Source organism: Actinomycetospora endophytica (genome assembly GCF_021026375.1).
Taxonomy (GTDB): domain Bacteria; phylum Actinomycetota; class Actinomycetes; order Mycobacteriales; family Pseudonocardiaceae; genus Actinomycetospora; species Actinomycetospora endophytica.
Genome location: NZ_JAJNDB010000006.1, coordinates 154158 through 179406, shown reverse-complemented (window position 1 = coordinate 179406; position 25249 = coordinate 154158). Strand labels below are relative to the sequence as shown.

Annotated in this window: 21 protein-coding genes; 10 read left to right on the top strand and 11 right to left on the bottom strand. The window is 73.3% G+C overall.

Annotation, left to right across the window (positions count from 1 at the left end; all coding sequences use genetic code 11):
- Nucleotides 1-48: 48 nt before the first annotated feature.
- Nucleotides 49-1248 carry a polyhydroxyalkanoate synthase family protein gene (locus LQ327_RS24525; protein WP_230738405.1) on the bottom strand — a complete coding sequence of 400 codons (1200 nt, stop codon included), beginning with the start codon at nt 1246-1248 and terminating at the stop codon, nt 49-51.
- 324 nt (nt 1249-1572) lie between these two features.
- Here LQ327_RS24525 and LQ327_RS24520 point away from each other — a divergent pair, with 324 nt between their 5' ends.
- Together LQ327_RS24520 and LQ327_RS24515 are read left to right on the top strand one after the other, a co-directional pair.
- Nucleotides 1573-2412 (top strand): hypothetical protein, encoded by an 840-nt coding sequence (locus LQ327_RS24520; protein WP_230738403.1) that lies wholly within the window; start codon nt 1573-1575, stop codon nt 2410-2412.
- Nucleotides 2413-2570: 158 nt separating this feature from the next.
- On the top strand, nt 2571-3293 hold the full coding sequence (locus LQ327_RS24515) for a DUF4190 domain-containing protein (RefSeq protein WP_230738401.1): 723 nt from the start codon (nt 2571-2573) through the stop codon (nt 3291-3293).
- A 74-nt stretch (nt 3294-3367) separates the two neighbouring features.
- Here LQ327_RS24515 and LQ327_RS24510 read toward each other — a convergent pair whose 3' ends face one another.
- Nucleotides 3368-3661: a hypothetical protein gene (locus LQ327_RS24510; RefSeq protein ID WP_230738399.1), complete on the bottom strand. Its 294-nt coding sequence runs from the start codon at nt 3659-3661 to the stop codon at nt 3368-3370.
- A gap of 244 nt (nt 3662-3905) precedes the next feature.
- Between LQ327_RS24510 and LQ327_RS24505 the strand changes: the two genes are divergently transcribed.
- Nucleotides 3906-4856, top strand: a complete 951-nt coding sequence (locus LQ327_RS24505) for an alpha/beta hydrolase (protein ID WP_230738398.1) — start codon at nt 3906-3908, stop codon at nt 4854-4856.
- A 61-nt stretch (nt 4857-4917) separates the two neighbouring features.
- Here the strand turns inward: LQ327_RS24505 and panB are convergent, their stop codons facing one another.
- On the bottom strand, nt 4918-5769 hold the full coding sequence (gene panB, locus LQ327_RS24500; protein WP_230738396.1) for a 3-methyl-2-oxobutanoate hydroxymethyltransferase: 852 nt from the start codon (nt 5767-5769) through the stop codon (nt 4918-4920).
- A 206-nt stretch (nt 5770-5975) separates the two neighbouring features.
- Here panB and LQ327_RS24495 point away from each other — a divergent pair, with 206 nt between their 5' ends.
- The 5 genes from LQ327_RS24495 (at nt 5976) to LQ327_RS24475 (ending at nt 12760) form a co-directional block, all read left to right on the top strand.
- Nucleotides 5976-7646, top strand: a complete 1671-nt coding sequence (locus LQ327_RS24495; RefSeq protein WP_230738394.1) for an alpha/beta hydrolase — start codon at nt 5976-5978, stop codon at nt 7644-7646.
- 77 nt (nt 7647-7723) lie between these two features.
- On the top strand, nt 7724-9067 hold the full coding sequence (locus LQ327_RS24490) for a glutamine synthetase family protein (RefSeq protein ID WP_230738393.1): 1344 nt from the start codon (nt 7724-7726) through the stop codon (nt 9065-9067).
- Nucleotides 9068-9122: 55 nt separating this feature from the next.
- The gene (locus LQ327_RS24485) at nt 9123-12170 is read left to right on the top strand and encodes a bifunctional [glutamine synthetase] adenylyltransferase/[glutamine synthetase]-adenylyl-L-tyrosine phosphorylase (protein ID WP_230738392.1); all 3048 of its coding nucleotides are present in this window, start codon (nt 9123-9125) and stop codon (nt 12168-12170) included.
- Nucleotides 12171-12271: 101 nt separating this feature from the next.
- Nucleotides 12272-12421, top strand: coding sequence for a hypothetical protein (locus LQ327_RS24480; RefSeq protein ID WP_230738391.1), 150 nt, complete (start codon nt 12272-12274; stop codon nt 12419-12421).
- 18 nt (nt 12422-12439) lie between these two features.
- Nucleotides 12440-12760, top strand: a complete 321-nt coding sequence (locus LQ327_RS24475) for a hypothetical protein (protein WP_230738390.1) — start codon at nt 12440-12442, stop codon at nt 12758-12760.
- A 97-nt stretch (nt 12761-12857) separates the two neighbouring features.
- Here the strand turns inward: LQ327_RS24475 and glnA are convergent, their stop codons facing one another.
- Complete coding sequence (gene glnA, locus LQ327_RS24470; RefSeq protein WP_230738389.1) at nt 12858-14279, bottom strand: type I glutamate--ammonia ligase; 1422 nt, start codon at nt 14277-14279, stop codon at nt 12858-12860.
- A 372-nt stretch (nt 14280-14651) separates the two neighbouring features.
- Here glnA and LQ327_RS24465 point away from each other — a divergent pair, with 372 nt between their 5' ends.
- Entirely contained in the window at nt 14652-15107 is a 456-nt protein-coding gene (locus LQ327_RS24465; protein WP_230738388.1) for an RDD family protein, read from the top strand.
- Nucleotides 15108-15214: 107 nt separating this feature from the next.
- Here LQ327_RS24465 and LQ327_RS24460 read toward each other — a convergent pair whose 3' ends face one another.
- The 7 genes from LQ327_RS24460 to LQ327_RS24430 form a co-directional block, all read right to left on the bottom strand.
- A complete protein-coding gene (locus LQ327_RS24460; protein ID WP_230738387.1) occupies nt 15215-15958 on the bottom strand; it encodes a DUF4191 domain-containing protein in 744 nt (247 codons plus the stop codon).
- A gap of 79 nt (nt 15959-16037) precedes the next feature.
- The gene (lipA, locus tag LQ327_RS24455; RefSeq protein WP_230738386.1) at nt 16038-17063 is read right to left on the bottom strand and encodes a lipoyl synthase; all 1026 of its coding nucleotides are present in this window, start codon (nt 17061-17063) and stop codon (nt 16038-16040) included.
- 58 nt (nt 17064-17121) lie between these two features.
- Nucleotides 17122-17856: a lipoyl(octanoyl) transferase LipB gene (gene lipB, locus LQ327_RS24450; RefSeq protein ID WP_230738385.1), complete on the bottom strand. Its 735-nt coding sequence runs from the start codon at nt 17854-17856 to the stop codon at nt 17122-17124.
- Between the two features lie 75 nt (nt 17857-17931).
- On the bottom strand, nt 17932-18822 hold the full coding sequence (locus tag LQ327_RS24445; protein WP_230738384.1) for a TIGR01777 family oxidoreductase: 891 nt from the start codon (nt 18820-18822) through the stop codon (nt 17932-17934).
- A gap of 114 nt (nt 18823-18936) precedes the next feature.
- A complete protein-coding gene (gene sucB / locus LQ327_RS24440) occupies nt 18937-20865 on the bottom strand; it encodes a 2-oxoglutarate dehydrogenase, E2 component, dihydrolipoamide succinyltransferase (protein ID WP_230738383.1) in 1929 nt (642 codons plus the stop codon).
- A 45-nt stretch (nt 20866-20910) separates the two neighbouring features.
- Nucleotides 20911-22293, bottom strand: coding sequence for a dihydrolipoyl dehydrogenase (lpdA, locus tag LQ327_RS24435; protein ID WP_230738382.1), 1383 nt, complete (start codon nt 22291-22293; stop codon nt 20911-20913).
- A gap of 163 nt (nt 22294-22456) precedes the next feature.
- Complete coding sequence (locus LQ327_RS24430; protein ID WP_230738381.1) at nt 22457-23986, bottom strand: leucyl aminopeptidase; 1530 nt, start codon at nt 23984-23986, stop codon at nt 22457-22459.
- A gap of 108 nt (nt 23987-24094) precedes the next feature.
- On the opposite strand from LQ327_RS24430, the gene gcvT reads away from it, so the two are divergent.
- Nucleotides 24095-25240, top strand: coding sequence for a glycine cleavage system aminomethyltransferase GcvT (gene gcvT / locus LQ327_RS24425; protein ID WP_230738380.1), 1146 nt, complete (start codon nt 24095-24097; stop codon nt 25238-25240).
- The last annotated feature ends 9 nt before the right edge of the window (nt 25241-25249 follow it).

Sequence of the window (25249 nt, the reverse complement as noted above, 5' to 3'; positions counted from 1 at the left end):
CGTGATCACCACGCGCGCCCCTGACGGCGAATCACAGGCGTGTGGTTCTCACCGGTCGTCGTCGAGCGCCTCGTCGTCGTGGGTGCTGACGAAGTCCAGGAACGTCGCCCAGGAGTGGTCCCGGGCCCGCCGCCCGGCGAGCACCCCGAGGTGACCGCCCGGTTCCACCGAGAACCGCAGGTCGGACGACGACGTCAGCAGTTCGGTCCCGCGGCGCACCCCGGCGACGGGCGCGATCCCGTCGTCGGAACCCGCGATGAGCAGCACCGGGGCGGTGACGTCGGCCAGGCGCACCGGCCGGCCGTCGATCCGCACGGAGTCGGTGGCGACCTCGTTGCCCCGGATGACGTGGTGGTAGACCTGCCCGAACGCCCGGCCCGGGTAGGCGACCATGTTGTTCATCAGGTCGTCGACCGCCTCCATCTGCTCGAGCAGTTCGCGGTCGTCGAGGTGGGTCAGGATCGTCACCGGCTTCGTGATGTACCGGTCGACGCTCGCGAGCTGGAACGCCGCCCGGACGGCGGGCGCCGGGAAGCCGCCGAGCAGCCGGTACGCCGTGGTGAAGATCTGCCCGCCGGTGTACTCGGCGATCGACCGGAAGGGCGCCACGATCGGCACCGCGTCGACGTCGACGGGCGAGGCGAACGCGGTCACCGAGGCGATCGGCAGTTCCAGGTGGCCGGCCGCGGTGAGCAGCACGAACAGCCCGCCCAGGCTCCAGCCGGCGAGGTGCACCGGGCGCGGCGCGTCGCCGCCCTCGTCGGCGGCGACGCGTTCGACGGCCGTCGGGACGACGTCGTCGACCCAGGTCTCCAGCCCCCGACGACGGCCGCGCCAGAACGCCGCGTCGTAGGTCACGACGTAGACCGTGCGGCCCTGCTCGAGCAGGAACTCGACGAGGCTGTTGCCGCGGCGCAGGTCGAAGGCGAGGTCCGGCGCGCCGAGCGGGGGCACGAGCAGGATCGGGTCGCCCACCCCGGTCGGCCCCTGGGGGAGCGGTGCGTAGCGGTAGAGGCTCCAGCCGCGGTCGCCCGTCACCGCGGTGCGGGGCATCCGCCGGGTGTCGGCGAGGTGCCCGGAGACGAGCCGGTCGCGCACGTTCACGGCCGCGGCGCCGACGCGGTGCAGCGCGGTTCCGGCCTCGTGCAGCGCGGACCCGACGACGGCGGGCAGCAGGCCGGCGCCGTCCGACGACGTCGTGCTGTCGTCGTCCGGGTCGGATGCGGACGAGGACGCGGCTGAGGGCACGGCCCGGATCGTAGGGCTGTTCGGGGGATGACGAATGGTCCGGCCCGACCGTTCGTCGCCGGACGACTCCCGGGCGTGACGCGACGAGCGGGCGCTGCCCCGCGACCGGCAGGCATTCCCGCTGGTCCACGCAGCCCCCGAGGCGACTCCGGCGGGTGAGTCCTGCGCCCACTCGGACGCAGGTCATGCCGCCTGATCGTCAGAGGGACGACTACACCGTTCGTCAGTTTGACTGTGAACACGACGCCCGGACCAGGGCAGGAGTCCGGGTGTCGTGGCCCGGGCGGCGATCCCGCCCGGGCGGAGGAACAGGAGGAGCTCACGGTGGAACCGAGGTCGATGCCGGCCCCCGCGGGGGTCGACGGCGGGACGTTCGACCCCGGCGCCGCGTGGGTGTGCCTCACCGCCGACGACGGGCGCGGGGCGCGGCGTCGTCGGGTCGCGGTGGCCGGGGTGTCGCTCATGGGTGCGGCCGCGGTCAGCACGGCGGTCTTCCAGACGGTCACGGGCACCTCGACCTCGCTGGCGATGACGCCGGGGCTCGGCGCGCTGTTCGCGGGGGTCCAGACCCCGACCCCACAGGGTCCGGCGATCGCGCCGACCGCGGTCGCGGCTCCGGCCATCACCGACCTCGGGCCGGCGCCCGGCAGCGTCGTCGCGCCGCCGCCCAGCACCCAGGTCGGCCTGCGCGCGCTGAACGGACCGCTCCCCGGACCGGGCGGTTCGGCGGGCCCGGCCCGGGCCCTGCCCGCCGCCCCGGCACCGCTCGCGGGCGGGACGGCGGGCGGGTTCGGCGGCTCCGGCGCCGGTGGCGGCGCGGGGCCGGGGGCGCCCGCGGCGGGGTCGCCGGCCGGCTCGACGGGGGCGCCGTCCTCGCGGCCGACCTCGACCACCCCGAGTGCCACCACAGACCCGACGTCCACCCGGCCGACGTCCAGCGCCCCGTCGTCGACGGCGCCGAAGCCGACCACGCCGAAGCCGACCACGCCGAAGCCGCCGTCGACGACGACGCCGAGCCCGACGTCCTCGGCCTCGCCCTCGACGTCGCCCTCCTCGAGCTCGTCGGCTCCGTCGGCGTCCTCGGCCCCGTCGTCGGCATCCTCGAAGCCGTCGGGCTCGCCGTCGTCGGGAGGCTCGAAGTCCTCCGGGCACTCGTCGTCCTGAGGTTCTGCCGCGCCCGATCCCGTCGCGACCGATTCGCGTCGTTGGGGGGTCGGTGTCGGTGATGCGTGCGAGGATTCCGCCTCACACGGGTGGACCTGAGGTGTCCGCCCACCAGGAGTTCCGGACGCCGCCGGCGGGCCGGGTCGGGGGTGGGTCAGATGAGCGAGCCGGACGGCGAGCCCCGGGACGGCGACCCGTTCGCGAGGCCGCAGGGGGAGCAGGCGGGGTCGGAGTCGACGGGGTCGAGCCCGGGGTCCTCGTCGGAGTCGGGCTCGGGCGGCGGCTATCCGCCGCCGACCGCGTACCCCGGCAGCGGGTCCGGCTCGGCGTCGTCCGAGTCCTCCGGGAGCTCGCCGTACGACTCGGGGTCCTACGGCCAGTCCGGGTCCTTCGGCCAGTCCGGCTCGTCCGGCCAGCCCGGGTACTCGCAGCCGGGCTACCCGCAGGCTGGGGAGCCCCAGCCGGGGTATGGCCAGCCCGGGTACGGCCAGCCGGGATACCCCCAGCCCGCCTACGGTCAGCCGGGGTACGGCCAGCCCGGCTACCCGCAGCCCGGGTACGGCGCGCAGCCCTACGGAGCCGGCCAGCCGGGGCCCTACGGCTACTCCGCTCCGGTGGCGGCCCCGACCAACGGGCTGGCGATCGTCTCGCTGGTGCTGTCGCTGCTGGGCTTCTTCTTCGGCGTCACCGCGATCGCCGGCGTGATCTGTGGCCACATCGCCCGACGTCAGATCCGGGAGGGGCCCGAGTCGGGTGACGGGATCGCGCTCGCCGGGCTGATCATCGGCTACATCATCATCGCGCTCGGCGTGCTCTTCATCGTCTTCTTCATCGTCGTGATCATCGGCGCCGCGGCGTCGTCCGGGGTCAATTCCTTCTGACCGACGGGCCCCTCGAACGACGACCGCCCCCGGCTCCGCGTGGGAGCCGGGGGCGGTGCCGGGCGGGACCCGGGTCAGCGGCGCCCGAGACGCAGGGTGCGGCGCTGCTCGGCGCGCAGCTGGTAGATGACCACCGGCAGCACGACCACGGCCACGAACAGCAGACCCACCACCGGCAGGGCGAACAGTCCGAGCAGCCCGAGGGCCATGACGACGAGCGCGGTCACCGGCGAGGTCGCGATGTGCCGGGCACGGACCAGGACCTCGGGGGTCGGCCGGGCCGTGGTCCCGGTGGCGGAGAGGCGATCGGCGCGCAGGTCCGCCAGAGCGATGCGGGGCAGGGTCGGGGCGTTGTAGGGGAGTGCCATCGGAGGCGCTGGATCCTTCGTTCTCGGGGGCGGACCGTGCGACGGGGGGAGGTGCACCGGGCTCGTTCGTGATCGATCGAGCCCGGCATGGAGTCAGACGTGTCGTCCCCGGCGCGGTTGCCCTCGGCTCAGGTGTCGATTCGGCAACGACCGGCGGGACTGGGCGGCAGTGACGAGTCTGCTCCGCTGTCCCCCACACGGACCAGGACACGGTGGGGTGGTTGTCCTCGTAGGCTCACCGCTCGTGGCTTCCGCGAATCACGGCGATGCCGGTCTGGAACCGGACCTCGACACGTTCCTGACCCGCCGTCGGGAGCACGGTGAGCCGACGATGTTCGCCGGCACCGACACCGTCGAGGGCATCGCCACGGCCCGGGCCCGGTACGCGGCGGTGATGGCGGAGACGGCGCTCCCGGTCGAGCGCGCCCCGGAACTCGTCACGGAGGGCCCGGTGCCGCTGCGGGTGCACCGTCCGGCGTCGGAGCACTCCGGTGCGATCGTCGTGCACGTCCACGGCGGCGGCTGGGTCCTCGGCGGCGGCGACGTGTACGACCCCGTCGCCCAGCGGCTCGCCGACGACACCCGCGCCGTCGTCGTCGCCGTCGACTACCGGCTCGCCCCGGAGGACCCCTTCCCGGCGCCGTACGACGACGCCCTCGCCGCGGTCGAGTGGGTGGTCGAGCACGCCGACCGCTGGCACGCCGACCCCGCCCGGCTCGGGCTCGCGGGCGACAGCGCCGGAGCCAACCTCGCGGCCGGGGCCGCGCTGGCCCGCCGCGACGCGGGCACCCCCGCCGTCGGGACCCTGCTGGTCTACCCGCCGCCGGACTTCGAGGGCCGCTACCCGTCGATCCGCGGGAACGGCGAGGGTTACTTCCTCGGCGCCGCCGACGTCGTCGCGTGCAGCAAGCTGTACCTGGCCGGGACGTCACCGACGGGCGACACGCGGCTCTCGCCGATGCGAGCGGACCTGGCCGGGCTCGGCCCGACGATCGTCGCCACCGCTGGCTACGACCCGCTGCGCGACGCCGGGCACGCCTTCGCGGACGCGCTGACCGAGGCGGGCGTGGACGTCCGGCGTCGCGAGCACCCGTCGCTGGTGCACGGGTTCCTCGGCTTCACCGGGATCTCCGCGACGTGCGACGCCGCCGTGGCGGCGCTGAACACGGAGCTCGCCGGGTGCCTGGGTGCCTGACGGCCCGTGAGCAGTCATTGACGCCAGAGCGTCACTTACTGCTCACGGGCGCGCAGCGCACCTACTCGAACGAGTGCTCCGCCGTCGGGTAGACGCCCTCGCGGACCTCGTCGGCGAACTGCTCGGCCGCGCCACCCAGCGCGCCCGCGAGGTCGGCGTAGCGCTTCACGAAGCGCGGCGCCTTGCCGGTGTTCAGGCCGGCCATGTCGGGCCAGACGAGGACCTGCGCATCGGTGTCCGGACCCGCGCCGATCCCGACGGTCGGGACCCGAAGCTCGGCGGTGACCCGCTTCGCGACGTCGGCCGGGACCATCTCGAGCACGACGGCGAACGCGCCCGCCGCCTGCACGGCCAGCGCGTCCTCGATGAGCTTCTCGGCGCCGGCGCCGCGGCCCTGCACGCGGAACCCGCCGAGGGCGTGCTCACTCTGCGGGGTGAAGCCGAGGTGGGCCATCACCGGGATGCCGGCGTCGGTGAGCGCGCGGATCTGCCCGGCGTACTGCGCGCCGCCCTCGAGCTTCACCGCCGAGGCGCCGCCCTCCTTGAAGAACCGCACCGCGGTCTCCAGGGCCTGGGCGGGCGACGACTGGTAGGAGCCGAAGGGCAGATCGGCGACGACGAGGGAGCGGGAGACCCCCCGCACGACGGCCTTGGTGAGCATGAGCAGCTCGTCGACCGACACCGGCACCGTCGAGTCGTAGCCGAGCACGTTGTTCGCGGCCGAGTCGCCGACGAGCAGCACCGGGATCCCGGCGCCGTCGAAGATCCGCGCGGTGGGGAAGTCGTACGCGGTGAGCATCGGCCAGCGCTCGCCGGCGTCCTTCCACTGCTGCAGGTGGTGGATGCGGACGCGCTTCGGGAGACGGGGCGCCTCGACCGTGGTGCGGGCAGCGTCCTGTTGGGGTGACGTCATCGTCAGGTCCTCCTGCCTCGAGGCCCGCGGTGCGGGTCCCCGGGCGTGCCGAGGTTCGTGGTCGGACTGCCGGAGCGTTGCACCACGGAGGGCTCCGGCGAAGCGAGGAGGGGCACGGTGGGACGAGCTTCACAACCACGCCCCCCTCCCGGCCCTGCGAAGGGGGCGGACGGAGACCTGACCGGGCGGTTGCGAGGATGGCCCGCGTGACGCGACGGGGCGCGGGAACCGAGAACCGGTACGACGGCGCCTCGACGCGCCCGAGAAGGCGCCGACGAGGGCACCGGGGGGTGCTGCGCCTCGTCGCGGTGGCCGCGGTGCTCGTCAGCGCCGCCGGGTGCGCGGACGTCGCGAGCACCCCGACGGCCGCGTCGTCGGTGCCGCCGATCAGCACCTCCCCGGCGCCCGGCTCGGTGCCGCCGGACCTCACCCGGTTCTACTCGCAGCGCCCGACCTGGGGCTCCTGCCTGCCGTTCGCCACCACGGACGACCAGAAGGAGTACTACGGCCAGCCCGGGATGGAGTGCGCGAAGGTCGACGTGCCCGCGGACTACACCAACCCGCAGGGTCGTACCGCGCAGATCGCGATCTCCCGGCTCAAGGCGACCGACCCGACCCAGCGGATCGGGTCGCTGCTGGTCAACCCGGGCGGACCGGGCGCCTCCGGCATCGAGATCGCCTCGCAGCTCTCGCTGCTGATGAAGAACACCGAGGTCGCCCGCAAGTTCGACCTGGTCGGCTTCGACCCCCGCGGCACCGGGGCGAGCACCCCGACGATCCACTGCCTGACCGCGCAGCAGCAGGACGCCCAGCGCGACACCGACATCCTCGACCCGTCCCCGGCCGGCGTCGCCAAGGCCGAGGCGGCCGCGAAGCAGACCGCCGACGGCTGTGCGCAGAAGACCGGGGTGGACCTGCTCGCGAACGTCGGCACCCGCGACGTCGCCCGCGACATGGACGTCCTGCGTTCGGTGCTCGGGGACAAGCAGCTGAACTACATCGGCTACTCCTACGGCACCCGGATCGGCTCCACCTACGCCGAGCAGTTCCCCAAGAACGTCCGCGCGATGGTCCTCGACGGGGCCGTCGACCCGGACCAGGACCCGACCGAGCAGCTGATCGACCAGGGCCGTGGCTTCCAGGGCGCGTTCGAGGCGTTCGCGAAGGACTGCTCGTCGAAGCCCGGCTGCCCGCTGGGCACCGACCCGGCCCAGGCGACCGCGCGCTACCAGCAGCTGACCCGCCCGCTGATCGCGAACCCGATCAAGCTGCCCGACGGCCGCGTGCTGTCCTACAACGACGCCCAGCAGGGCACCATCCAGGCGCTCTACGCCACCTCGATGTGGCCGCAGCTGCGCCAGGGGATCACCGAGCTGACCCAGGGCCAGGGGCAGTCGCTGATGAACCTGGCCGACCAGTACTACGACCGCGCCCCGGACGGGACGTACTCGCCGCAGCAGGACGCGTTCAACGCGATCCGCTGCGTGGACGACCCGCAGGTCAGGGACCACGCCCAGGCACTCGACCGCGCCAACCGGTACAACGAGGCCGCCCCGTTCCTCGACTCCGGCCGCGGGGCGAGCTCCGCGCTGGACACCTGCGGGTTCTGGCCGACCCCGGCCACCGGCGGCCCGCACCTGCCGAAGGCGCCCGGTCTGGCCCCGCCGCTCGTCGTCTCCACGACCGGGGACCCGGCCACGCCGTACCAGGCGGGCGTCGACCTCGCGAAGTCGCTGAACGGCTCGCTGCTGACCAAGGTCGGCACCCAGCACACGGCGTCGTTCCAGGGCTTCCCCTGCGTCGACGCGATCGTGACCCGCTACCTCGTCGACGGCACCCCGGCGCCGCCGAACGCCAAGTGCCCGGAGAACGGGTGACGAACGACCCGAACGGGCGGGCAGCGCAGGACCCCCCTGTGACGTCCCTGTAACACCGTCTCCTTAGGGTCCGGGACATGGATCGCCAGCAGGAGTTCGTCCTGCGGACGCTCGACGAGCGCGACATCCGCTTCGTGCGGCTCTGGTTCACCGACGTGCTCGGGTACCTCAAGTCGGTGGCCATCGCGCCCGCCGAGCTCGAGGGGGCGTTCGCCGAGGGCATCGGCTTCGACGGGTCGTCGATCGAGGGCTTCAGCCGCGTCTACGAGTCGGACATGGTCGCGAAGCCGGACCCGTCGACGTTCCAGGTGCTGCCGTGGGAGGACACCGACGGCGACCACTACTCGGCGCGGATGCTGTGCGACATCACGATGCCGGACGGCTCGCCGTCGTGGGCCGACCCGCGGCACGTGCTGCGCCGCGCGCTCTCCCGCGCCGCCGAGGCGGGCTTCACCTGCTACGTCCACCCGGAGATCGAGTTCTACCTGCTCCGCGGACTTCCCGACGACGGGTCGCCGCCGCTCCCGGCCGACACCGGCGGCTACTTCGACCAGGCGTCGCACGACGTCGCGCCGCACTTCCGGCGCCGCTCCATCGAGGCGCTCGAGGCGATGGGGATCTCCGTCGAGTTCTCCCACCACGAGGGCGGGCCCGGCCAGCAGGAGATCGACCTGCGCTACGCCGACGCGCTGACCATGGCGGACAACATCATGACGTTCCGCTACCTCGTGAAGGAGGTGGCGATCACCCAGGGCGTGCGCGCCTCGTTCATGCCGAAGCCGTTCACGAACCACCCCGGTTCGGCGATGCACACCCACGTCAGCCTCTTCGAGGGCGACCAGAACGCCTTCCACGACGCCGCCGAGCCGTTCGAGCTCTCCAAGACCGGCAAGGCGTTCGTCGCCGGCGTGCTGCGCCACGCGCGCGAGATGTCGGCGGTGACCAACCAGTTCGTCAACTCCTACAAGCGCCTGGTGGTCGGCGGCGAGGCCCCGACCGCGGTGTGCTGGGGCCACGCGAACCGGTCCGCGCTGGTCCGGGTGCCGATGTACTCGCCGGGCAAGGCGTCGTCGCGGCGGGTGGAGGTCCGGTCGCTGGACTCGGCGGCCAACCCGTACCTGGCCTACGCGGTGATCATCGGGGCCGGCCTCAAGGGCATCTCCGAGGGCTACGAGCTGCCGCCCGCGGCCGAGGACAACGTGTGGTCGCTGACCGAGGGCGAGCGCCGGGCGATGGGGTACCAGACGCTGCCGCAGAACCTCGACGGCGCGCTGCAGTCCTTCGAGCAGTCGGACCTGATGGCCGAGATCCTCGGCGAGCACGTGTTCGACTTCTTCCTGCGCAACAAGCGGACCGAGTGGGACAACTACCGCCGCAACGTCACGCCGTACGAGCTGTCGACGTACCTGCCGATCTTGTAGATGTGAGTGGATTTGGTCGTCTGGACGACCAAATCCACTCACATACGCTGGCGTCATGAACGCTCCCCGAACGGCGCGGGACCGCCGTCCCGCGCGCGCCCCCGCGCGGTTGGGACTGACCGACCCCGACGCGGGCCGGCGCCTCGCCGACCTCGGCTGGTGGGACGGCGACGACGCGGTCCCGGCCGCGGCCCTCGTCGTGTGGGCGCTCGCTCGGGCGGCCGACCCGGATCTCGCGCTGGTCGCCGTCGAACGGCTCCGGGAGGCCCTCGACGACGAGGCGTGGGACGAGCTGGACCGCGCGCTGCGGACCGACCAGGGCCTGCGGGGCCGGCTGTTCGGCGTGCTGGGCGGGTCGACGGCACTGGGTGAGCACCTGGTCGGCCAGCCCGAGCGCTGGCGGATGCTGCGCACGACGACCGCGCCCGGGCGCGTCTTCGACCCCTCGCGGCTGCCCACCGCCGACGACCGTCGGCGCACCCACCTCGACGCGGTGGGCGCGAAGCCCGACGACGCCGTCCCGGCCGCGACCGTCACCGGGCACGCCGCCGTCGAGCTGCTGCGCCTGGCCTGGCGCGACGACGTGCTGCTGCTGGCCGCCACCGATCTGCAGGCGGTGTGCGAGCCGGAACTGCCGATCCTGCCGGTCGACGTGGTGTGCACCCAGCTCGCGGATCTCGCCGCCGCCGGGCTGGAGGCCTCGCTCGCCGTCGCCCGCGCCGAGGTCGGGCCGGAACGCGCCGGCGACCACCGCCTCGGCGTCATCGGCATGGGCAAGTGCGGCGGCCGCGAGCTCAACTACGTCTCGGACATCGACGTGATCTTCGTGGCGGAGGGGGCGGTCGACTCCGCGACCCGGGTGGCGGCCGCGATGATGCGCGTCGCCACCGAGGCGTTCCTCGAGGTCGACGCGAACCTGCGCCCCGAGGGCCGGTCCGGCCAGCTGGTGCGCACCCTCGAGGGCCACGTCTCCTACTACCGGCGCTGGGCCCGGACCTGGGAGTTCCAGGCGCTGCTCAAGGCCCGCCCGGTCGCGGGGGATCTCGACCTGGGCCGGGAGTACTGCGACGCGCTGGCCCCGATGGTGTGGAGCGCCGCCGACCGGGACGACTTCGTGGCCGACGTGCGCGCCATGCGCCGCCGCGTCGAGGACCACATCCGCCACGAGCACGCCGACCGCGAGCTCAAGCTGGGCCGCGGCGGCCTGCGCGACGTCGAGTTCGCCGTCCAGCTGCTGCAGCTCGTCCACGGGCGCGGCGACGAGTCGTTGCGGGGGCAGAACACCCTCGAGACCCTCGCCGCGCTCGCCGAGGGCGGGTACGTGGGCCGCGACGACGCCGCGAACCTCGCCGCGTCCTACCGCTTCCTGCGGATGCTCGAGCACCGGGTGCAGCTGCAGAAGCTGCGCCGCACCCACCTGTTCCCCTCCGACGACGACACGGCGGGCCTGCGCTGGCTCGCGCGCGCGGCGAAGCTGCGCGCGGACGGGCGCCGGGACGCCGTCGGGGTGCTGCAGGCCGAACGGTCGCGCACCACGGTCCGCGTCCGGCGCCTGCACGAGAAGCTCTTCTACCGCCCGCTGCTGGAGTCGGTGGCCCGCGTGCCGGGCGAGCAGCTGGTGCTCACCGAGGAGTCCGCCACCAAGCGCCTCGCCGCGCTGGGCTGGAGCTCGCCGTCGGGGGCGCTGAAGCACGTGGCGGCGCTGACCTCCGGGACCAGCCGCGCGGCGCGCATCCAGCGGGCGCTCATGCCGGTCCTGCTCGACCGGCTGGGCACCACGGCCGACCCCGACCACGGCCTGCTCGCCTACCGCAAGGTCTCCGAGGCGCTGGCCGACACCCCGTGGTTCCTGGCGCTCCTGCGCGACGAGGGGCTGGCCGCGGACCGGCTGTGCTACGTCCTCGGCACCTCGCGCTGGGTCGCCGAGATGATGCCGCGCTCGCCCGAGGTGCTGCGGATGCTCGGCGGCGACGGGCCGTCGGCCGAGCTCGTGGCGCGCGACCCGGCGGAGGTCGCGAAGTCGCTGCGCGCGGCGGTGGGCCGGCACGCCGACCCGCGCTCGGCGGGCAACGTGGCGCGGTCGTTACGACGGGTCGAGCTGCTGCGGATCGCGTGCGCCGACCTGCTGGGCCTCACCGACGTGCCGCACGTGTGCGCGGCGCTCTCGAGCGTGTGGGTGGCGGTGCTGCAGGCCGCGCTCGACGCCGCGGAGCGCGAGCGGGTCGGGGACGGGCCCCGGCCGGCGAAGATCGCGATCATCGGGATGGGCCGGCTCGGCGGCGCGGAGCTGGGGTACGGCTCGGACGCCGACGTCGTCGCGGTCTGCGAGCCCGCCGAGGGCGTCTCGGACCAGGAGGCGACGACCTACGCCCGGGGCGTCGTCGAGGCGGTCACCACGGCCCTCGGCGAGCCGAGCCCGGACCCGCCGTTGGAGGTCGACACCAAGCTGCGCCCCGAGGGGCGGACCGGCGCGCTGGTGCGCACGCTGTCGTCGTACGCCGACTACCTGCGGCGCTGGGCGGCCACGTGGGAGCGCCAGGCCCTGCTGCGGGCGCGGCCGGTCGCCGGCGACGCGGAGCTGGGGGAGCGGTTCTCGGAGATGATCGCCCCCTACCGGTACCCGTCGGAGGGGCTGCCCGAGGAGCAGGCCATGGAGATCCGCCGGATGAAGGCGCGCGTGGACGCCGAGCGCCTTCCGCGGGGTGCCGACCGGGCGCTGCACACGAAGCTCGGCATCGGCGGGCTGGCCGACGTCGAGTGGACCGTGCAGCTCCTGCAGCTCCAGCACGCCGGGCGGCTGCCCGCGCTGCGGACGACCTCGACGCTCGAGGCGTTGGACGCCCTGCGCGACGCCGAGCTGCTCTCCGCCGACGACACCGACGCGCTGGCCGCCGGGTGGACGGTCGCGACCCGGGTCCGGGGAGTGGCGACGCTCGTGCGCGGCAAGGCCACCGACCAGCTGCCGCGCTCCGGGCGGGAGCTGGCGGCCATCGCGTCGGCGCTGGGCTACCCGGAGGACGACCCGGGGGCGTGCATCGACGAGTACCGGCGGGTCACGCGGCACGCCCGCGCGGTGGTGGACGAGGCGTTCTCCGCGGTCTGAGCGGGCTCTCGTTCCGGCGTTCTGAGCGAAGGGCACCTTCGGTCGACTCTATGGGCGAGGGGCGCCCATCGCCGGTGCTGCTCCTGAGCATGATCGCCAGGATGACGAGGAGCCAGGCGCCGGCCGCCCAGATCCTCGTCATCCCGGTGATCATGGACGGCGTGGCGATCCGGGCACCGTCGTACCGCCCACCGACACTCTCGGGCCCGTCGAGTGACATCGGCGGGCCCGGTGGCGTCCGGACGGGGTGACCCGTCATCATCGAACACGTGTTCGACGAGCGAGGCCCGGCGCAGCGGAGGAACGAGCGCTCGGGCGCGCTCCAGCGCACCGAGGTCCGCCGGGTGTGGGTGGACCTCGCCGTGGCCTACCCGCGACCGTCCGGTCGGCCGCCGCGGGCGGTCCCGGACGGCGTGGACCTGCAGAGTCGCGTCCCGGGCGAGCTGCTCGGATGGCGGCGCACGACGACGGGGGAGTGGGTCGGCTGGGTCTGCGTGCCGATCAGCCAGGGCGAGGAGGTCCGCTACGTCTACCAGTACGTCGCGGCCGCGGCGCTCTCCCCGCGCGAGGACCTGCGCGACCGCCGGTGACCTGCCCACCGGAGGCCGCACCCGCCGTCGTCACCGGCCCTGCACAGCACGACGGCCCGGCCACCCCGAGCGGGGTGACCGGGCCGTCGTGGGTCGATCAGCAGTTGTAGTACAGCTCGTACTCGTACGGGTGCGGCCGCAGACGCAGGCCGGTCACGTCGTCGCGCTTGAGCTCGACCCACTTCTCGATGAGGTCGGAGGTGAACACGCCGCCCTCGAGGAGGTAGTCGTGGTCGGCCTCGAGGTTGTCGACCGCGGCGTCCAGGCTGGCCGGCACCTGCGCGATGTTGGCGGCCTCCTCCGGCGGGAGCTCGTAGAGGTCCTTGTCGACCGGCGTCGGCGGCTCGATCTTGTTCCGGATGCCGTCGAGGCCCGCCATCATCATGGCGGCGAAGGACAGGTACGGGTTGCCCGACGAGTCGGGGCAGCGGAACTCGAGGCGCTTGGCCTTCGGGTTGTTGCCCGTGATCGGGATGCGGACGCAGGCCGAACGGTTGCGGTTCGAGTAGACCAGGTTGATCGGTGCCTCGAAGCCGGGCACCAGGCGGTGGTACGAGTTCGCCGTGGCGTTGGTGAAGGCCACGAGCGACGGCGCGTGGTGCAGGATGCCGCCGATGTAGTGGCGGGCCATGTCCGAGAGGCCGGCGTAGCCGTTCTCGTCGTAGAACAGCGGCTCGCCGCCCTTGAACAGCGACTGGTGGCAGTGCATGCCCGAGCCGTTGTCGCCGGCGATCGGCTTCGGCATGAACGTGACGGTCTTGCCGGCCTGCCAGGCGGTGTTCTTGACGATGTACTTGAACAGCTGCAGGTCGTCCGCGGCGTGCAGCAGCGTGTTGAACTTGTAGTTGATCTCGGCCTGGCCGCCGGTGCCGACCTCGTGGTGCAGCTTCTCCAGCTCGAAGCCGGAGTTCATGAGGTTCGTGCCGATCGCGGCGCGCAGGTCCGAGGTCTGGTCGGTGGGCTCGACCGGGAAGTACCCGCCCTTGGCGGCGATCTTGTAGCCCTTGTTGCCGCCCGGCTCGTCACGGCCGGTGTTCCAGACACCCTCGATCGCGTCGACCTTGTACATCTGGGTGTTCATCGTCGACTCGTACTGCACCGAGTCGAAGATGTAGAACTCCGCCTCCGGCCCGAAGAAACAGGTGTCGGCGACGTCGACCGTCGACAGGAAGTTCTCCGCCTTGCGGGCGACGTTGCGGGGGTCGCGGCTGTAGGCCTCGAGCGTCAGCGGGTCGTGCACGAAGAAGTTCATGTTCAGGGTCTTCTGGGCCCGGAACGGGTCGATGCGCGCGGTCGCCACGTCGGGCAGCAGCGTCATGTCCGACTCGTTGATGGTCTGGAACCCGGTGACCGAGGAGCCGTCGAAGGCGAGGCCGTCGGTGAAGACGCCGCCGCCGAACTCCGAGGCAGGCACGGTGAAGTGCTGCATCTGGCCGGGGAGGTCACAGAACCGGACGTCGACGTACTGCACCCCCTCGTCGGAGATGTACTTGAAGACCTCGTCCTGGTTGTTGAACACCCTCGCTGGCTCCTTCTCTGGCCGGACACTGTGGTGCGGACGAGCGGGTGTCCCCCGCCCGGTCGGGGTTCGCTCACCACATCAGGTGACCCCGGACGCTAAGCGGTTGGCGTTACTCGCTCGTCGCACCGGTGTTTCGCAGCAGTTAACGGGACGGACTCACATTCCGCAGCACGTCCCATTGCCCACTGCCGAGTCGTGGACGAACCGATCGGCGACGTTGCCGTGGCGCATCCCGACGCCGCGGCACCGTAGCCTGTCAGAGTGTCGTGGATTCGTGAATGGCTCGCCGACGAGGGGCCTGATCGGGCGTCGACCGAGCGCCCGGAAGGTCCGGAAGGTCGGGCTCCGGCCTCCGCACCGACACGTCGCGTGCCGGACGCTGAGCCGAACGGGTCCGGCAGGCCGTCGCGGACGGGCGCGGCCGCCGGGCCCGACGCCGAGGGCTACCCGGGTCGTGATCTCGGCCTCCCGGAGGAGGGGCCGGGGTCCGTCGCCGCGCCGCTGCGTCGGGCGGGCCAGTTCCTGCTCGACCTGCTCATCGGCGGCCTGGTGGCCTCCGCGATCAGCTTCCCGGCGCCCGCCTACCTCAGCCTCGCCGTCTGGGCGGTGCTCGTGACGATCCCGGTCGCGGTCATCGGGCAGACCCCCGCGATGGTCCTGACGGGGCTGCGGACGGTCCGGGTGGACGGCGCGGCACGCGTCGGGGGGTGGGCGCTCGTGCGGACGGCGTCGCTCTTCTTCATCGTCCCCGCGCTGATCATGGATCGTGACGGGCGGGGGCTCCACGACCGCGTCAGCCGGACCGTCGTGATCAGGACGCGGTAGGCGGCTTTCTCGGCCTCGTTGTTGATCAGGGGCACGTGGGGCAGGTCGGCGGCGCTCAGCGGCTGCGCAGTGTGCTCATGATCATTGCGCGAGGAACCCGCTGAGGATCACCGGCGCCGGACGGTGCGCTGCATGCCCTTCATGCCCGCGCCCTTGGGCGCCGGCCCCTTGGGCATCGCCGGCCCACCGCGCCCCGCGATCGCCGTGAGGCGCTTCTCGAGCGTCTCCATCTGGTCCTTGTCGATGTTGCGGGGGAGCTTGGTCATGTGCCGCTGCAGCTTCGAGAGCGGGACGTCGCCCTCCTCGTTGCCGACCGTGAACTCGTAGATCGGCACCTGCCCGGCGACCCGGGAGACCTTCTTCTTCTCCTGGGCGAGCAGACCCTTCGTGCGGTGCGAGGCGCCCTCGGCCACGAGCACCACGCCCGGGCGGCCGATCACGCGGTGCACCACGTCGAGCTGCGTCGTCCCGGCGACCGCCTGGGTGACCCGCCACTGCCCGCGCATGTTGTCCAGCGCCCAACCGGCCGCGCCGGGCTGGCCGTCGGCCTTGGTGTAGACGTTGTTCTGCACGCGGCGCCCGAACAGCAGCATCGCCAGCGCCGCGCCGAGCAGCACGCCGATCGGCACCAGGAACCACGACTGGCCGATCAGTAGGCCGACGACCAGGAACACCAGCGCGGTGAGCACGATCGCGCCGACCATCAGCGGAACGAGGAGCTTGTCCTCCTTGCGCTGCATCTGGAAGGCCTGCCAGATCTGCGACCAGCGCTCGCGCCGCTGCGCACGCGAGGCCTGCTTGGCGGCCTTCTTCTCTTCCTTGGTCGCCTTGCCGGCCGAGTCCTTCGCCATGCCACCCATTCTGCCGTACCCGCCCGCAACGCTCCGGACGGAGATGGGGGAAAGACGCGGACGCTTCCCGACGGCGGGCTCAGGCCCGCCGGGCGAGCACCGAGCCGACCTCCTGGCGGGCCTCGCCCTCCTCGGCGAGCTCGGCCATGCCCTCCGGCAGCGCCTCGCCGCGGTGCAGCTTGGCCTGCGCGTAGAGCCGACCCGCGCGGTACGACGAGCGCACCAGCGGCCCGGCCATGACGCCCGCGAAGCCCATCTCGAGGGCGGCGTCGCGGTGCTCCACGAACTCCTCGGGCTTCACCCAGCGCTCCACCGGGTGGTGGCGCAGCGAGGGCCGCAGGTACTGGGTGAGGGTCAGCAGGTCGCACCCGGCGTCGTGCAGGTCCTGCATCGCCGCGGTGACCTCCTCAGGGGTCTCGCCCATGCCGAGGATCAGGTTGGACTTGGTGACCATCCCGGCGGCGCGCGCCTTGCGGATGACGTCGAGGGAGCGCTCGTAGCGGAACGCCGGGCGGATGCGCTTGAAGATGCGCGGCACCGTCTCGAGGTTGTGCGCGAGCACCTCCGGCGCGGCGTCGAACACCGGGCCGAGCTGGTCGTCCCGACCGTCGAAGTCGGGGATGAGCAGCTCCACCCCGGTGCCCGGATTCATCTCGTGCACCTGGCGGACGGTCTCGGCGTAGAGCCAGGACCCGCCGTCGTCGAGGTCGTCGCGCGCGACGCCGGTGATCGTCGAGTACCGCAGACCCATCTGGCGGACCGACTCGGCGACCTTGCGGGGTTCGTCACGGTCCAGCGGGGAGGGCTTGCCGGTGTCGATCTGGCAGAAGTCGCACCGGCGGGTGCACTGCTCGCCGCCGATGAGGAACGTCGCCTCCCGGTCCTCCCAGCACTCGTAGATGTTGGGGCAGCCCGCCTCCTCGCACACCGTCGCGAGGCCCGCCGAGCGCACCATGCCCTTGAGCTCGGAGAAGTTCGGGCCGGTCTGCACGCGGGTGCGGATCCAGTCGGGCTTGCGCTCGATCGGCGTCTGGGAGTTGCGGACCTCGAGGCGGAGCAGCTTGCGTCCCTCGGGAGCGGTCGCGGGTCCGGTCGTCGTGGTCACGTCGTCCAGTTTACGCGTGAGCCCGATCCATGATCGGCGGCGAACCTCACGCCCGGGGTCAGCGCCCGGCGAGCATCTCCACCGCGACGCCGCCGACGGTGGTCGTGTCGGGGCGGGCGATGGTGTGCTCGCTCACCGCCAGCTCGCCCGCGCAGGCGGCCAGGACGGCCTCGCGGACATCGGGCAGGACCTCGTCGACGGTGACCCGACGGCCGAGCTCGGCGGTCAGGCTCGTCACGCCGGCGTCCGCGATCCCGCACGGGACGATGGCGCCGAACGCGGCGAGGTCGGGGTCGGCATTGAGGGCGAACCCGTGCAGCGTCACCCCGCGGGCCACCCGCACCCCGATCGCGGCGATCTTGCGCTCGGGACGCCCGTCGCCGGCGGCCAGCCACACCCCGGAGCGCCCGTCGACCCGCCCGGTCTCCAGGCCGTACCCGGCGCAGACCGCGATGAGGGCCTCCTCGAGGCGGCGCACGTGGGCGACGACGTCGAACGGCTCGGCCAGCTTGAGGATCGGGTAGCCGACGAGCTGACCGGGCCCGTGCCAGGTGATCCGGCCGCCGCGGTCGACGTCGACGACGGGGGTGCCGTCCGCCGGGCGGTCCTCGGGCTGGGTGCGCTTGCCCGCGGTGTAGACGCTGGGGTGCTCGAGCAGCATGAGCACGTCCGGGCCGGTGTCGGCGACCCGCGCGTCGGCGTGGTCCCGCTGCTGCTCCCAGGCCTGCGTGTACTCGACGGTGCCGAGCTCGAGGACCTGCATCGGGTCGCTGCTCGCGCGGTGGGAGCCCATGCGCGCGACGTTACCCCGGTGCGGTGTCACGACGGCGCCGCGTCAGCGATGGTCCGTTGCTGACATCGCGCGGGGTCAGCCGTCCAGGACCGCCGAGAGCGCCGCGGTCACCGACGCGTGCTGGAACGTGTACCCCTCGCGCTCGAGGACGCCGGGCAGCACCCGCTGGCTCACCAGCACGCCCTCGTCGGCGAACTCGCCGAGCACCGCCCGCATCGCGAACCCGGGCACGACCCACGGCGCCGGTCGGTGCAGCGCCGAGGCCAGCGTCTTCGTGAACTCGGTGCAGGTCACGGGGGAGGGGCCGGTGGCGTTGACCGGCCCGACGACGGAGTCGTGCTCCAGCGCATAGGTGATCGCACCGACCTCGTCGTCGAGGCTGACCCAGGGCCAGAACTGCTCGCCGGAGCCCAGCCGTCCGCCGAGGCCGGCCTTCACGATCGGCCGCATGATGCCCAGGAGCCCGCCGGCGGGAGAGAGCACCAGCCCGGTGCGGACGGTCACCACCCGAGCGCCCGCCTCGGTGGCCGGGGCGGTGGCGTTCTCCCAGTCGCGCACGAGGTCGGCGAGGAAACCGCGGCCGCGCGGGCCGGACTCGTCGACGGCGACCGCCCCGGTGTCGCCGTAGAAGCCCACCGCGGACCCGTTGATCATCAGCGGGATGCCCTGGGCGGCGACCGCGCGGGCGAGCACGTCGGTCGGCACGAGGCGGCTGTCGCGCAGTTCCTGCTTGCGGGCCCCGGTCCAGCGCTTGTCGCCGATCCCGGCTCCGGAGAGGTTGATCACCGCGTCCGCGCCGTCGAGGGCGCCGGCGTCGGTGCGTCCCGACGGCGGGTCCCACCCGCGCTCGTCGGGCGCCTGCGGTGTGCGCCGGACGAGGCGGACGACCTCGTGCCCGGCGCTGCGCAGGTGGGGCACCAGGGCGGTACCGATGAGTCCGGACGAACCGGAGATGACGACGCGCATGGCGTGATCGTCGCGGAGACCGCCGCCGCGCGCGACCTGGCGTTCTGAGCGAAGGGGCCCGTCACTCGAACAGATCGAGCGAAGGGGCCCCTCGGTCAGAAGCGCGCGAACCGGCTACAGGCCGAGGTCCGCCTCGAACGCACCCGCCTCGAGCCGGGCCTTCACCGAGCCGAGGAAGCGGGCGGCGTCCGCGCCGTCGACGATCCGGTGGTCGTAGGACAGGCAGAGGTAGGCCATCGAGCGGATCGCGATCGACTCGCCGCCCTCGCTGTCGGTCACCACGACCGGCTTCTTCACGACCGCCCCGGTGCCCAGGATGCCGACCTGCGGCTGGTTGATGATCGGGGTGTCGATCAGCGCGCCGCGCGAGCCGGTGTTGGTGATCGTGAACGTGCCGCCCGAGAGCTCGTCCGGCGCGATCTTGTTGGCCCGCGTCCGGTCGGCCACGTCGGAGATCCGGCGGGCGAGCCCGCCGAGGTTGAGGTCCCCGGCGTCGTGGATCACCGGCACGATCAGCCCGGCGGGCGAGTCCACGGCGATCCCGAGGTGCTCGGCGCCGTGGTAGGTGACCTCGCCCTTCTCGGTGTCGATCGACGCGTTCACGCCCGGGTGGGCCTTCAGCACCTCGACGGTGGCGAGCGCCATGAACGGCAGGAACGAGAGCTTCACGCCCTCGCGGGCCGCGAAGTCGGCCTTCGCCCGGTCGCGCAGCCGCGCGATCCGGGTGACGTCGGCCTCGACCACCGTCGTGAGCTGCGCGGAGGTCTGCAGCGACTCCACCATGCGCTTGGCGATGGTCGCCCGGCGCCGCGAGAGCTTCTGCGTGGTGCCGCGCAGGCCCGACTCGTCGGGCTGCGGGATCGCCGCGCCCGCCCCGGTCGGCTTCTGCACCTCGCCACCATGCACCGCACCCGATCCGGACCCGCCCGACGCGGCCGCGGCCGGCTGGGGGCTCGACGACGGGGCCGACGCGGCCTTCTGCTGGTCCTGCTCGTCGGCGGCGGCGACGACGTCCTGCTTGCGGATGCGCCCGCCGACGCCGGTGCCGCTGATCACCGAGAGGTCGACGCCGCGCTCGGAGGCGAGCTTGCGCACGAGCGGCGTCACGTACGGGGCGCCGCCCTGGCCGCCGCCGTCACCGTTCGACGACGGCGAGGCGCCACCGCCGGCGTCGGCCGGGCTGCTCGAGGCGGCCGGGGCGGCGGTCTCGTGGCTGACCTCGTCGTCGGCGCCGGACGGCGCGGGCTGCGGCTCGGGCTCCGGCGCGCGCTGCGGCTCCGGGGCCGGCTCGGGCGCCGGGGCCGGTGCGGCCGGGGGCTCGGGCTGCGAGGCGCCCTGACCGCCACCCGAGGACGGGCTCCCGCTCCCGACGACGGCGAGCACGCCGCCGACCTCGACGGTGTCGTCCTCGTTCGCCCGGATCTCCAGCAGCGTCCCGGCGACCGGCGAGGGGATCTCGGTGTCGACCTTGTCCGTGGAGACCTCGAGCAGCGGCTCGTCGACCTCGACCGTGTCGCCGACCTGCTTGAGCCAGCGGGTGATCGTGCCCTCGGTGACCGACTCGCCCAGGGCCGGCATCTCGACCGACGTCCCCGACCCGCCGGACGAGCCACCGGAGGACCCGCCCGACGACGAGCCACCCGACGACGAGCCGCCCGACGACGAGCCACCCGACGACGACGCGGCCGGCTCGGGCTCGGCGGCCTGCGGCGCGGGCTCCGGCTCCGGCTCGGGCTCCGGCTCCGGCTCGGCGGCCTGGGACGGCTGGGCGGACCCCCCGCCGGAACCGCCCCCGGAGCCCTCGGACTCGTCGCCGATGACCGCGAGGTCACCGCCGATCTCCACGGTGTCGTCCTCGTTCGCGACGATCCGCTGCAGCACCCCGGCCTGGGGCGAGGGGATCTCGGTGTCGACCTTGTCGGTCGAGACCTCCAGCAGCGGCTCGTCGACGTCGACGTGGTCGCCCTCCTGCTTCAGCCACCGGGTGATGGTGCCCTCGGTGACGCTCTCGCCGAGAGCAGGCATCTGGACGGTAAAGGCCATCGTGCTCGGAACTCCTTCGCGGAACCGTGGGTGAACGGTCAGCCGTCAGCTGTGGCTGTGCAGGGGCTTGCCGGCCAGCGCGAGGTGTGCCTCGCCGAAGGCCTCGTTCTGCGTCGGGTGCGCATGGATGAGGTTCGCGACGTCGGAGGGGAGAGCCTCCCAGTTGTAGACCAGCTGGGCCTCCCCGACGAGCTCACCCACGCGCGCGCCGATCATGTGGACCCCAACGACCGGTGCGTCGTCGGAGGTACCGCCCTTGACCAGCTTGATGGCGCCCGCGGTGCGCAGAATCTGCGACTTGCCGTTGCCCGCGAGGTCGTACGTCGTGGTCTGCACCTCGCCGTAGGTGTCCTTGGCCTGGGCCTCGGTGAGCCCGACCGAGGCCACCTCCGGCTCGCAGTAGGTCACCCGCGGGATGCCCGTCTCGTCGATGACCGGCGGGTTGAGCCCCGCGATCTCCTCGGCGACGAAGATGCCCTGCTGGAACCCGCGGTGGGCCAGCTGCAGGCCGGGCACGATGTCGCCGACCGCGTAGACGTTGCCCACGCCGGTGTGCAGTCGGTCGTTCGTCGTGACGAACCCACGGTCGAGGGTGACGCCCTGCGCCTCGTAGCCCAGGTCGGCGGTGTTCGGCCCGCGGCCCACGGCGACCAGCAGGAGGTCGGCCTCGATCTGCTCGCCGTTCTCCAGGTTCACCGTCACCGCGTCGGCGGTCTGCTCGACGCCGGTGAACTTGGTGCCGATCTTGTAGTTGATCTTCCGCTTGCGGAACTGACGCTCGAGCTGCTTGGAGAGGAACTCGTCCTCGTTGGGCACCAGGTGCGGCAGCGCCTCGACGATCGTCACCTCGGAGCCGAAGCTGCGCCACACGCTGGCGAACTCGACGCCGATGACGCCGCCGCCGAGGACGACGACCCGCTCGGGCACGTAGTCGAGGTTGATCGCCTCGGTGGAGGTGAGCACCCGGCCGCCGAGCTCGAGGCCGGGCAGCGTCTTGGAGTACGAACCGGAGGCGAGCACGACGTTGCGGCCGGTGTAGCGCTGGCCGTCGACCTCGACGGTGTCCGGCCCGACCAGGGTGCCGTGACCGTCGATCATCGTGATCTTGCGGGACTTCACCAGCCCCTGCAGGCCCTTGTAGAGCTTGCCGACGACGCCGTCCTTGTAGGAGTTGACGCCCGACATGTCGATGCCCGAGAGCGAGGTCTTGACCCCGAAGGACTCACCCTCGCGGGCGCTGTCGGCGACCTCGGCGGCGTGCAGCAGCGCCTTGGTGGGGATGCAGCCGCGGTGCAGGCAGGTTCCGCCCAGCTTGTCCTGCTCGACGAGGGCGACGGAGAGCCCCAGCTCGGCCGCGCGCAGTGCGCAGGCGTACCCGCCGGACCCCCCACCCAGGATCAGGACGTCGTAGGTGTCGCTCTCGCTCAACTCTCACTTCTCCCGCGTCGGCGTGTGACGTGCGGTGGACCGGACGGCGACGGTGGTCGCGGGCCGGGGCACTCGTGTCCTGGTCCGCTGATCGGACCAGGGCTCGCTGACCATCCTTCCACCGCGGGCAATCAGGTGCCGGGGCGCTCCCCGGTAGGACCGGTCAGCCCTGCCGGGCGACGTCGGCGAGCACCGCGGCGAGCGTCCGGACGGGCAGTCCGGTGCCGCCCTTCGGCGTGTAGCCGTGCGGCCCGCCGGTGTTGAACGCCGGGCCGGCGATGTCGATGTGCGCCCACGGCACCCCCTCGGCGACGAACTCCCGCAGGAAGATGCCCGCGACGAGCATGCCGCCGAAGCGGTGGCCGGTGACGTTGGCGATGTCCGCGATCCGGGAGTCGAGGTCGGCCCGCAGCTCCTCGGGCAGCGGCATCGCCCAGCCGCCCTCCCCGGTGCCGGCGGCCGCACCCGCGACCCGGTCGCGCCAGGCGTCGCTGCCCATGATCCCGGCGGTGCGCGAGCCGAGGGCCACCGTCTGTGCGCCGGTGAGTGTGGAGGTCTCCACCAGGTAGTCCGGCCCGTCCTCGCAGGCGCGCACGATCGCGTCGCCCAGGATCAGCCGGCCCTCCGCGTCGGTGTTGAGCACCTCGACGGTCTTGCCGCCGTACATCGTGAGCACGTCGCCCGGGCGGTACGCGGTGCCCGAGGGCATGTTCTCGGCCATCGGCACCGTCGCGGTGACGTTCACCGGGAGGTTCTGCTCGGCGGCCAGGCAGGCGGTGGCGACGACGCAGGCGGCCCCGGACATGTCCGAGGTCATGTGGTCCATGTTCGCGGCCGGCTTGATCGAGATGCCGCCGGTGTCGAACGTGATGCCCTTGCCGACGAGCGCGACGTGCTTCGTGGCGTCCGGGTGGACGTGGCGCAGCCGGACCAGCCGGGGCGGGCGCGACGACCCGGTCCCGACGCCGAGGACGCCGCCGTAGCCGGCCGCCGCGAGCTCGGACTCGTCGAGCACCTCGACCTCGAGACCGACCGCCTCGGCCATCTCGACCGCGCGGCGGGCGAACTCGGCCGGGTAGAGGTCGTTCGGCGGGGTGTTGATGAGGTCGCGCGCCGCGCACACCGCCCGCGCGGTGATCGCGGCGTCGGCCAGCCGCTCCTGCTCGGCCGGGCCGCCGTGGAACGTGACGGTGCGCAGCGGCCCGTCGGGTGCGCTGCGGTAGTCGGTGAAGGCGTAGGTGCCCAGGACGGTGCCCTCGACGGCCGCCGGGAGATCGACCGACGACAGCGTGGAGCCGATCCGGGTGGCCGACTTCGGCAGCGCGCGGGCGGCGGCCCCGGAGGCCCGGCGCACCTGCTCGGCGAGGTCCGGGGCGCCCTGCTTGCCCGCGGACGACGACTCCGGCCCGAGGCCCACGGCGAGCAGCAGCGGCGCCGTGATCGCCCCGCGACTGGGGAGCTTCACGACCTCCTCGGCGGCACCCGCGGCCCCGGCGAGCGAGAGCAGCGAGGCGAGCTCCCCGCCGAACGCGGCGTCCACGTCGTCCGCACCCACCAGCAGGGGCGGCACCGGCACCCCGTCGTCGTCACCCTCGTCGGCGGACGCACCCGGACGGGTCCCGATCACGAGGACGTCCACCTCGGCGGCCGCGGCCGCGGCGTCGCTGAGCTCGAGATCGGGCGGGATGCTCACGGGCTGGCCTCCAACGGTGGCGTCGGCGCGACCGGGAGACTCCCGGTGCTGTGATCGGCATGCTAGGACGACCCCCCGACAGCGCGCGTGCCGTACGGTCCCCGACCCGTGAGCGATGCTGACGCGAATGACCTGAGAAGGAGCCCCCTGCACGCCCGCCACGAGGCGCTGGGCGCGACCTTCGCCCCGTTCGGCGGATGGGAGATGCCCGTCCAGTACGCGGGCGGGGAGGGCGACAAGGGCGGGGTCGTCGCGGAGCACACGGCCACCCGTGAGGCGGCCGGGCTCTTCGACGTCAGCCATCTCGGGAAGGTCCGCATCAGCGGCCCGGGCGCGGCGGCGTTCGTCGACGGGTGCCTGACCAACGACCTGCGCCGCATCGTGCCGGGCAAGGCGCAGTACACGCTGTGCTGCGCGGACGACGGCGGCGTCGTCGACGACCTGATCCTCTACCTCGTCGGCGACGACGAGGTCTTCGCCGTGCCCAACGCCGCGAACTCGGCCGGCGTCGGGAAGCGCCTCGCGCAGGTCGCCCCGGACGGGATCACCGTGGCCGACGAGCACGACGCCCACGTCGTCCTCGCCGTCCAGGGGCCGGCGTCGGGCCGGGTGCTCGCCGAGGCGGGAATCCTCCCCGAGACCGGCGACGACGATCTGGACTACATGGCCTTCGTCGACGTCACCTGGGACGACACCCCGATCCGGCTCTGCCGCACCGGCTACACCGGCGAGCACGGCTACGAGCTCATCGCGCCCGCCGAGGGCGCCGAGGTGCTGTGGGACGCGCTGCTCGCCCTGGTCACCGAGGTCGGCGGCCGGGCCGCGGGGCTCGGCGCCCGCGACACGCTGCGCACCGAGGCCGGCCTGCCGCTGCACGGCCAGGACCTCGGCCCGGAGATCACGCCGCTGCAGGCCCGGTGCGGGTTCGCGGTGGGCTGGAGGAAGGACGCGTTCTGGGGCCGCGACGCGCTGGTCGCCGAGCGCGAGGCCGGGCCGCGCCGCCGCTCCTGGGGACTGAAGGCGACCGGCCGCGGCGTCCCGCGGGGGCACATGCCGGTGACGGTCGACGGCGCGACGGTGGGGGAGACGACGTCGGGCACGTTCTCGCCGACGCTCAAGACCGGCATCGCGCTCGCCCTGCTGGACACCGCCGCGGGCCTGACGGAGGGTGACCTGGTGTCCGTCGACGTGCGCGGGCGTCCCCTGGAGTGCGAGGTCGTCAGCCCGCCGTTCGTCGAGTCCCACGTGCGCTGAGGTCACCGG

What these genes read in the sequence shown, in the direction of transcription:
- LQ327_RS24515 (WP_230738401.1), top strand. Translation starts at nt 2,571, where the DNA reads ATGAGCGAGCCGGACGGCGAGCCCCGGGACGGCGACCCGTTCGCGAGG.
- LQ327_RS24510 (WP_230738399.1), bottom strand. Translation starts at nt 3,661, where the DNA reads ATGGCACTCCCCTACAACGCCCCGACCCTGCCCCGCATCGCTCTGGCG.
- panB (WP_230738396.1), bottom strand. Translation starts at nt 5,769, where the DNA reads ATGACGTCACCCCAACAGGACGCTGCCCGCACCACGGTCGAGGCGCCC.
- LQ327_RS24490 (WP_230738393.1), top strand. Translation starts at nt 7,724, where the DNA reads ATGGATCGCCAGCAGGAGTTCGTCCTGCGGACGCTCGACGAGCGCGAC.
- LQ327_RS24485 (WP_230738392.1), top strand. Translation starts at nt 9,123, where the DNA reads ATGAACGCTCCCCGAACGGCGCGGGACCGCCGTCCCGCGCGCGCCCCC.
- LQ327_RS24480 (WP_230738391.1), top strand. Translation starts at nt 12,272, where the DNA reads ATGACGAGGAGCCAGGCGCCGGCCGCCCAGATCCTCGTCATCCCGGTG.
- LQ327_RS24460 (WP_230738387.1), bottom strand. Translation starts at nt 15,958, where the DNA reads ATGGCGAAGGACTCGGCCGGCAAGGCGACCAAGGAAGAGAAGAAGGCC.
- lipB (WP_230738385.1), bottom strand. Translation starts at nt 17,856, where the DNA reads ATGGGCTCCCACCGCGCGAGCAGCGACCCGATGCAGGTCCTCGAGCTC.
- LQ327_RS24445 (WP_230738384.1), bottom strand. Translation starts at nt 18,822, where the DNA reads ATGCGCGTCGTCATCTCCGGTTCGTCCGGACTCATCGGTACCGCCCTG.
- sucB (WP_230738383.1), bottom strand. Translation starts at nt 20,865, where the DNA reads ATGGCCTTTACCGTCCAGATGCCTGCTCTCGGCGAGAGCGTCACCGAG.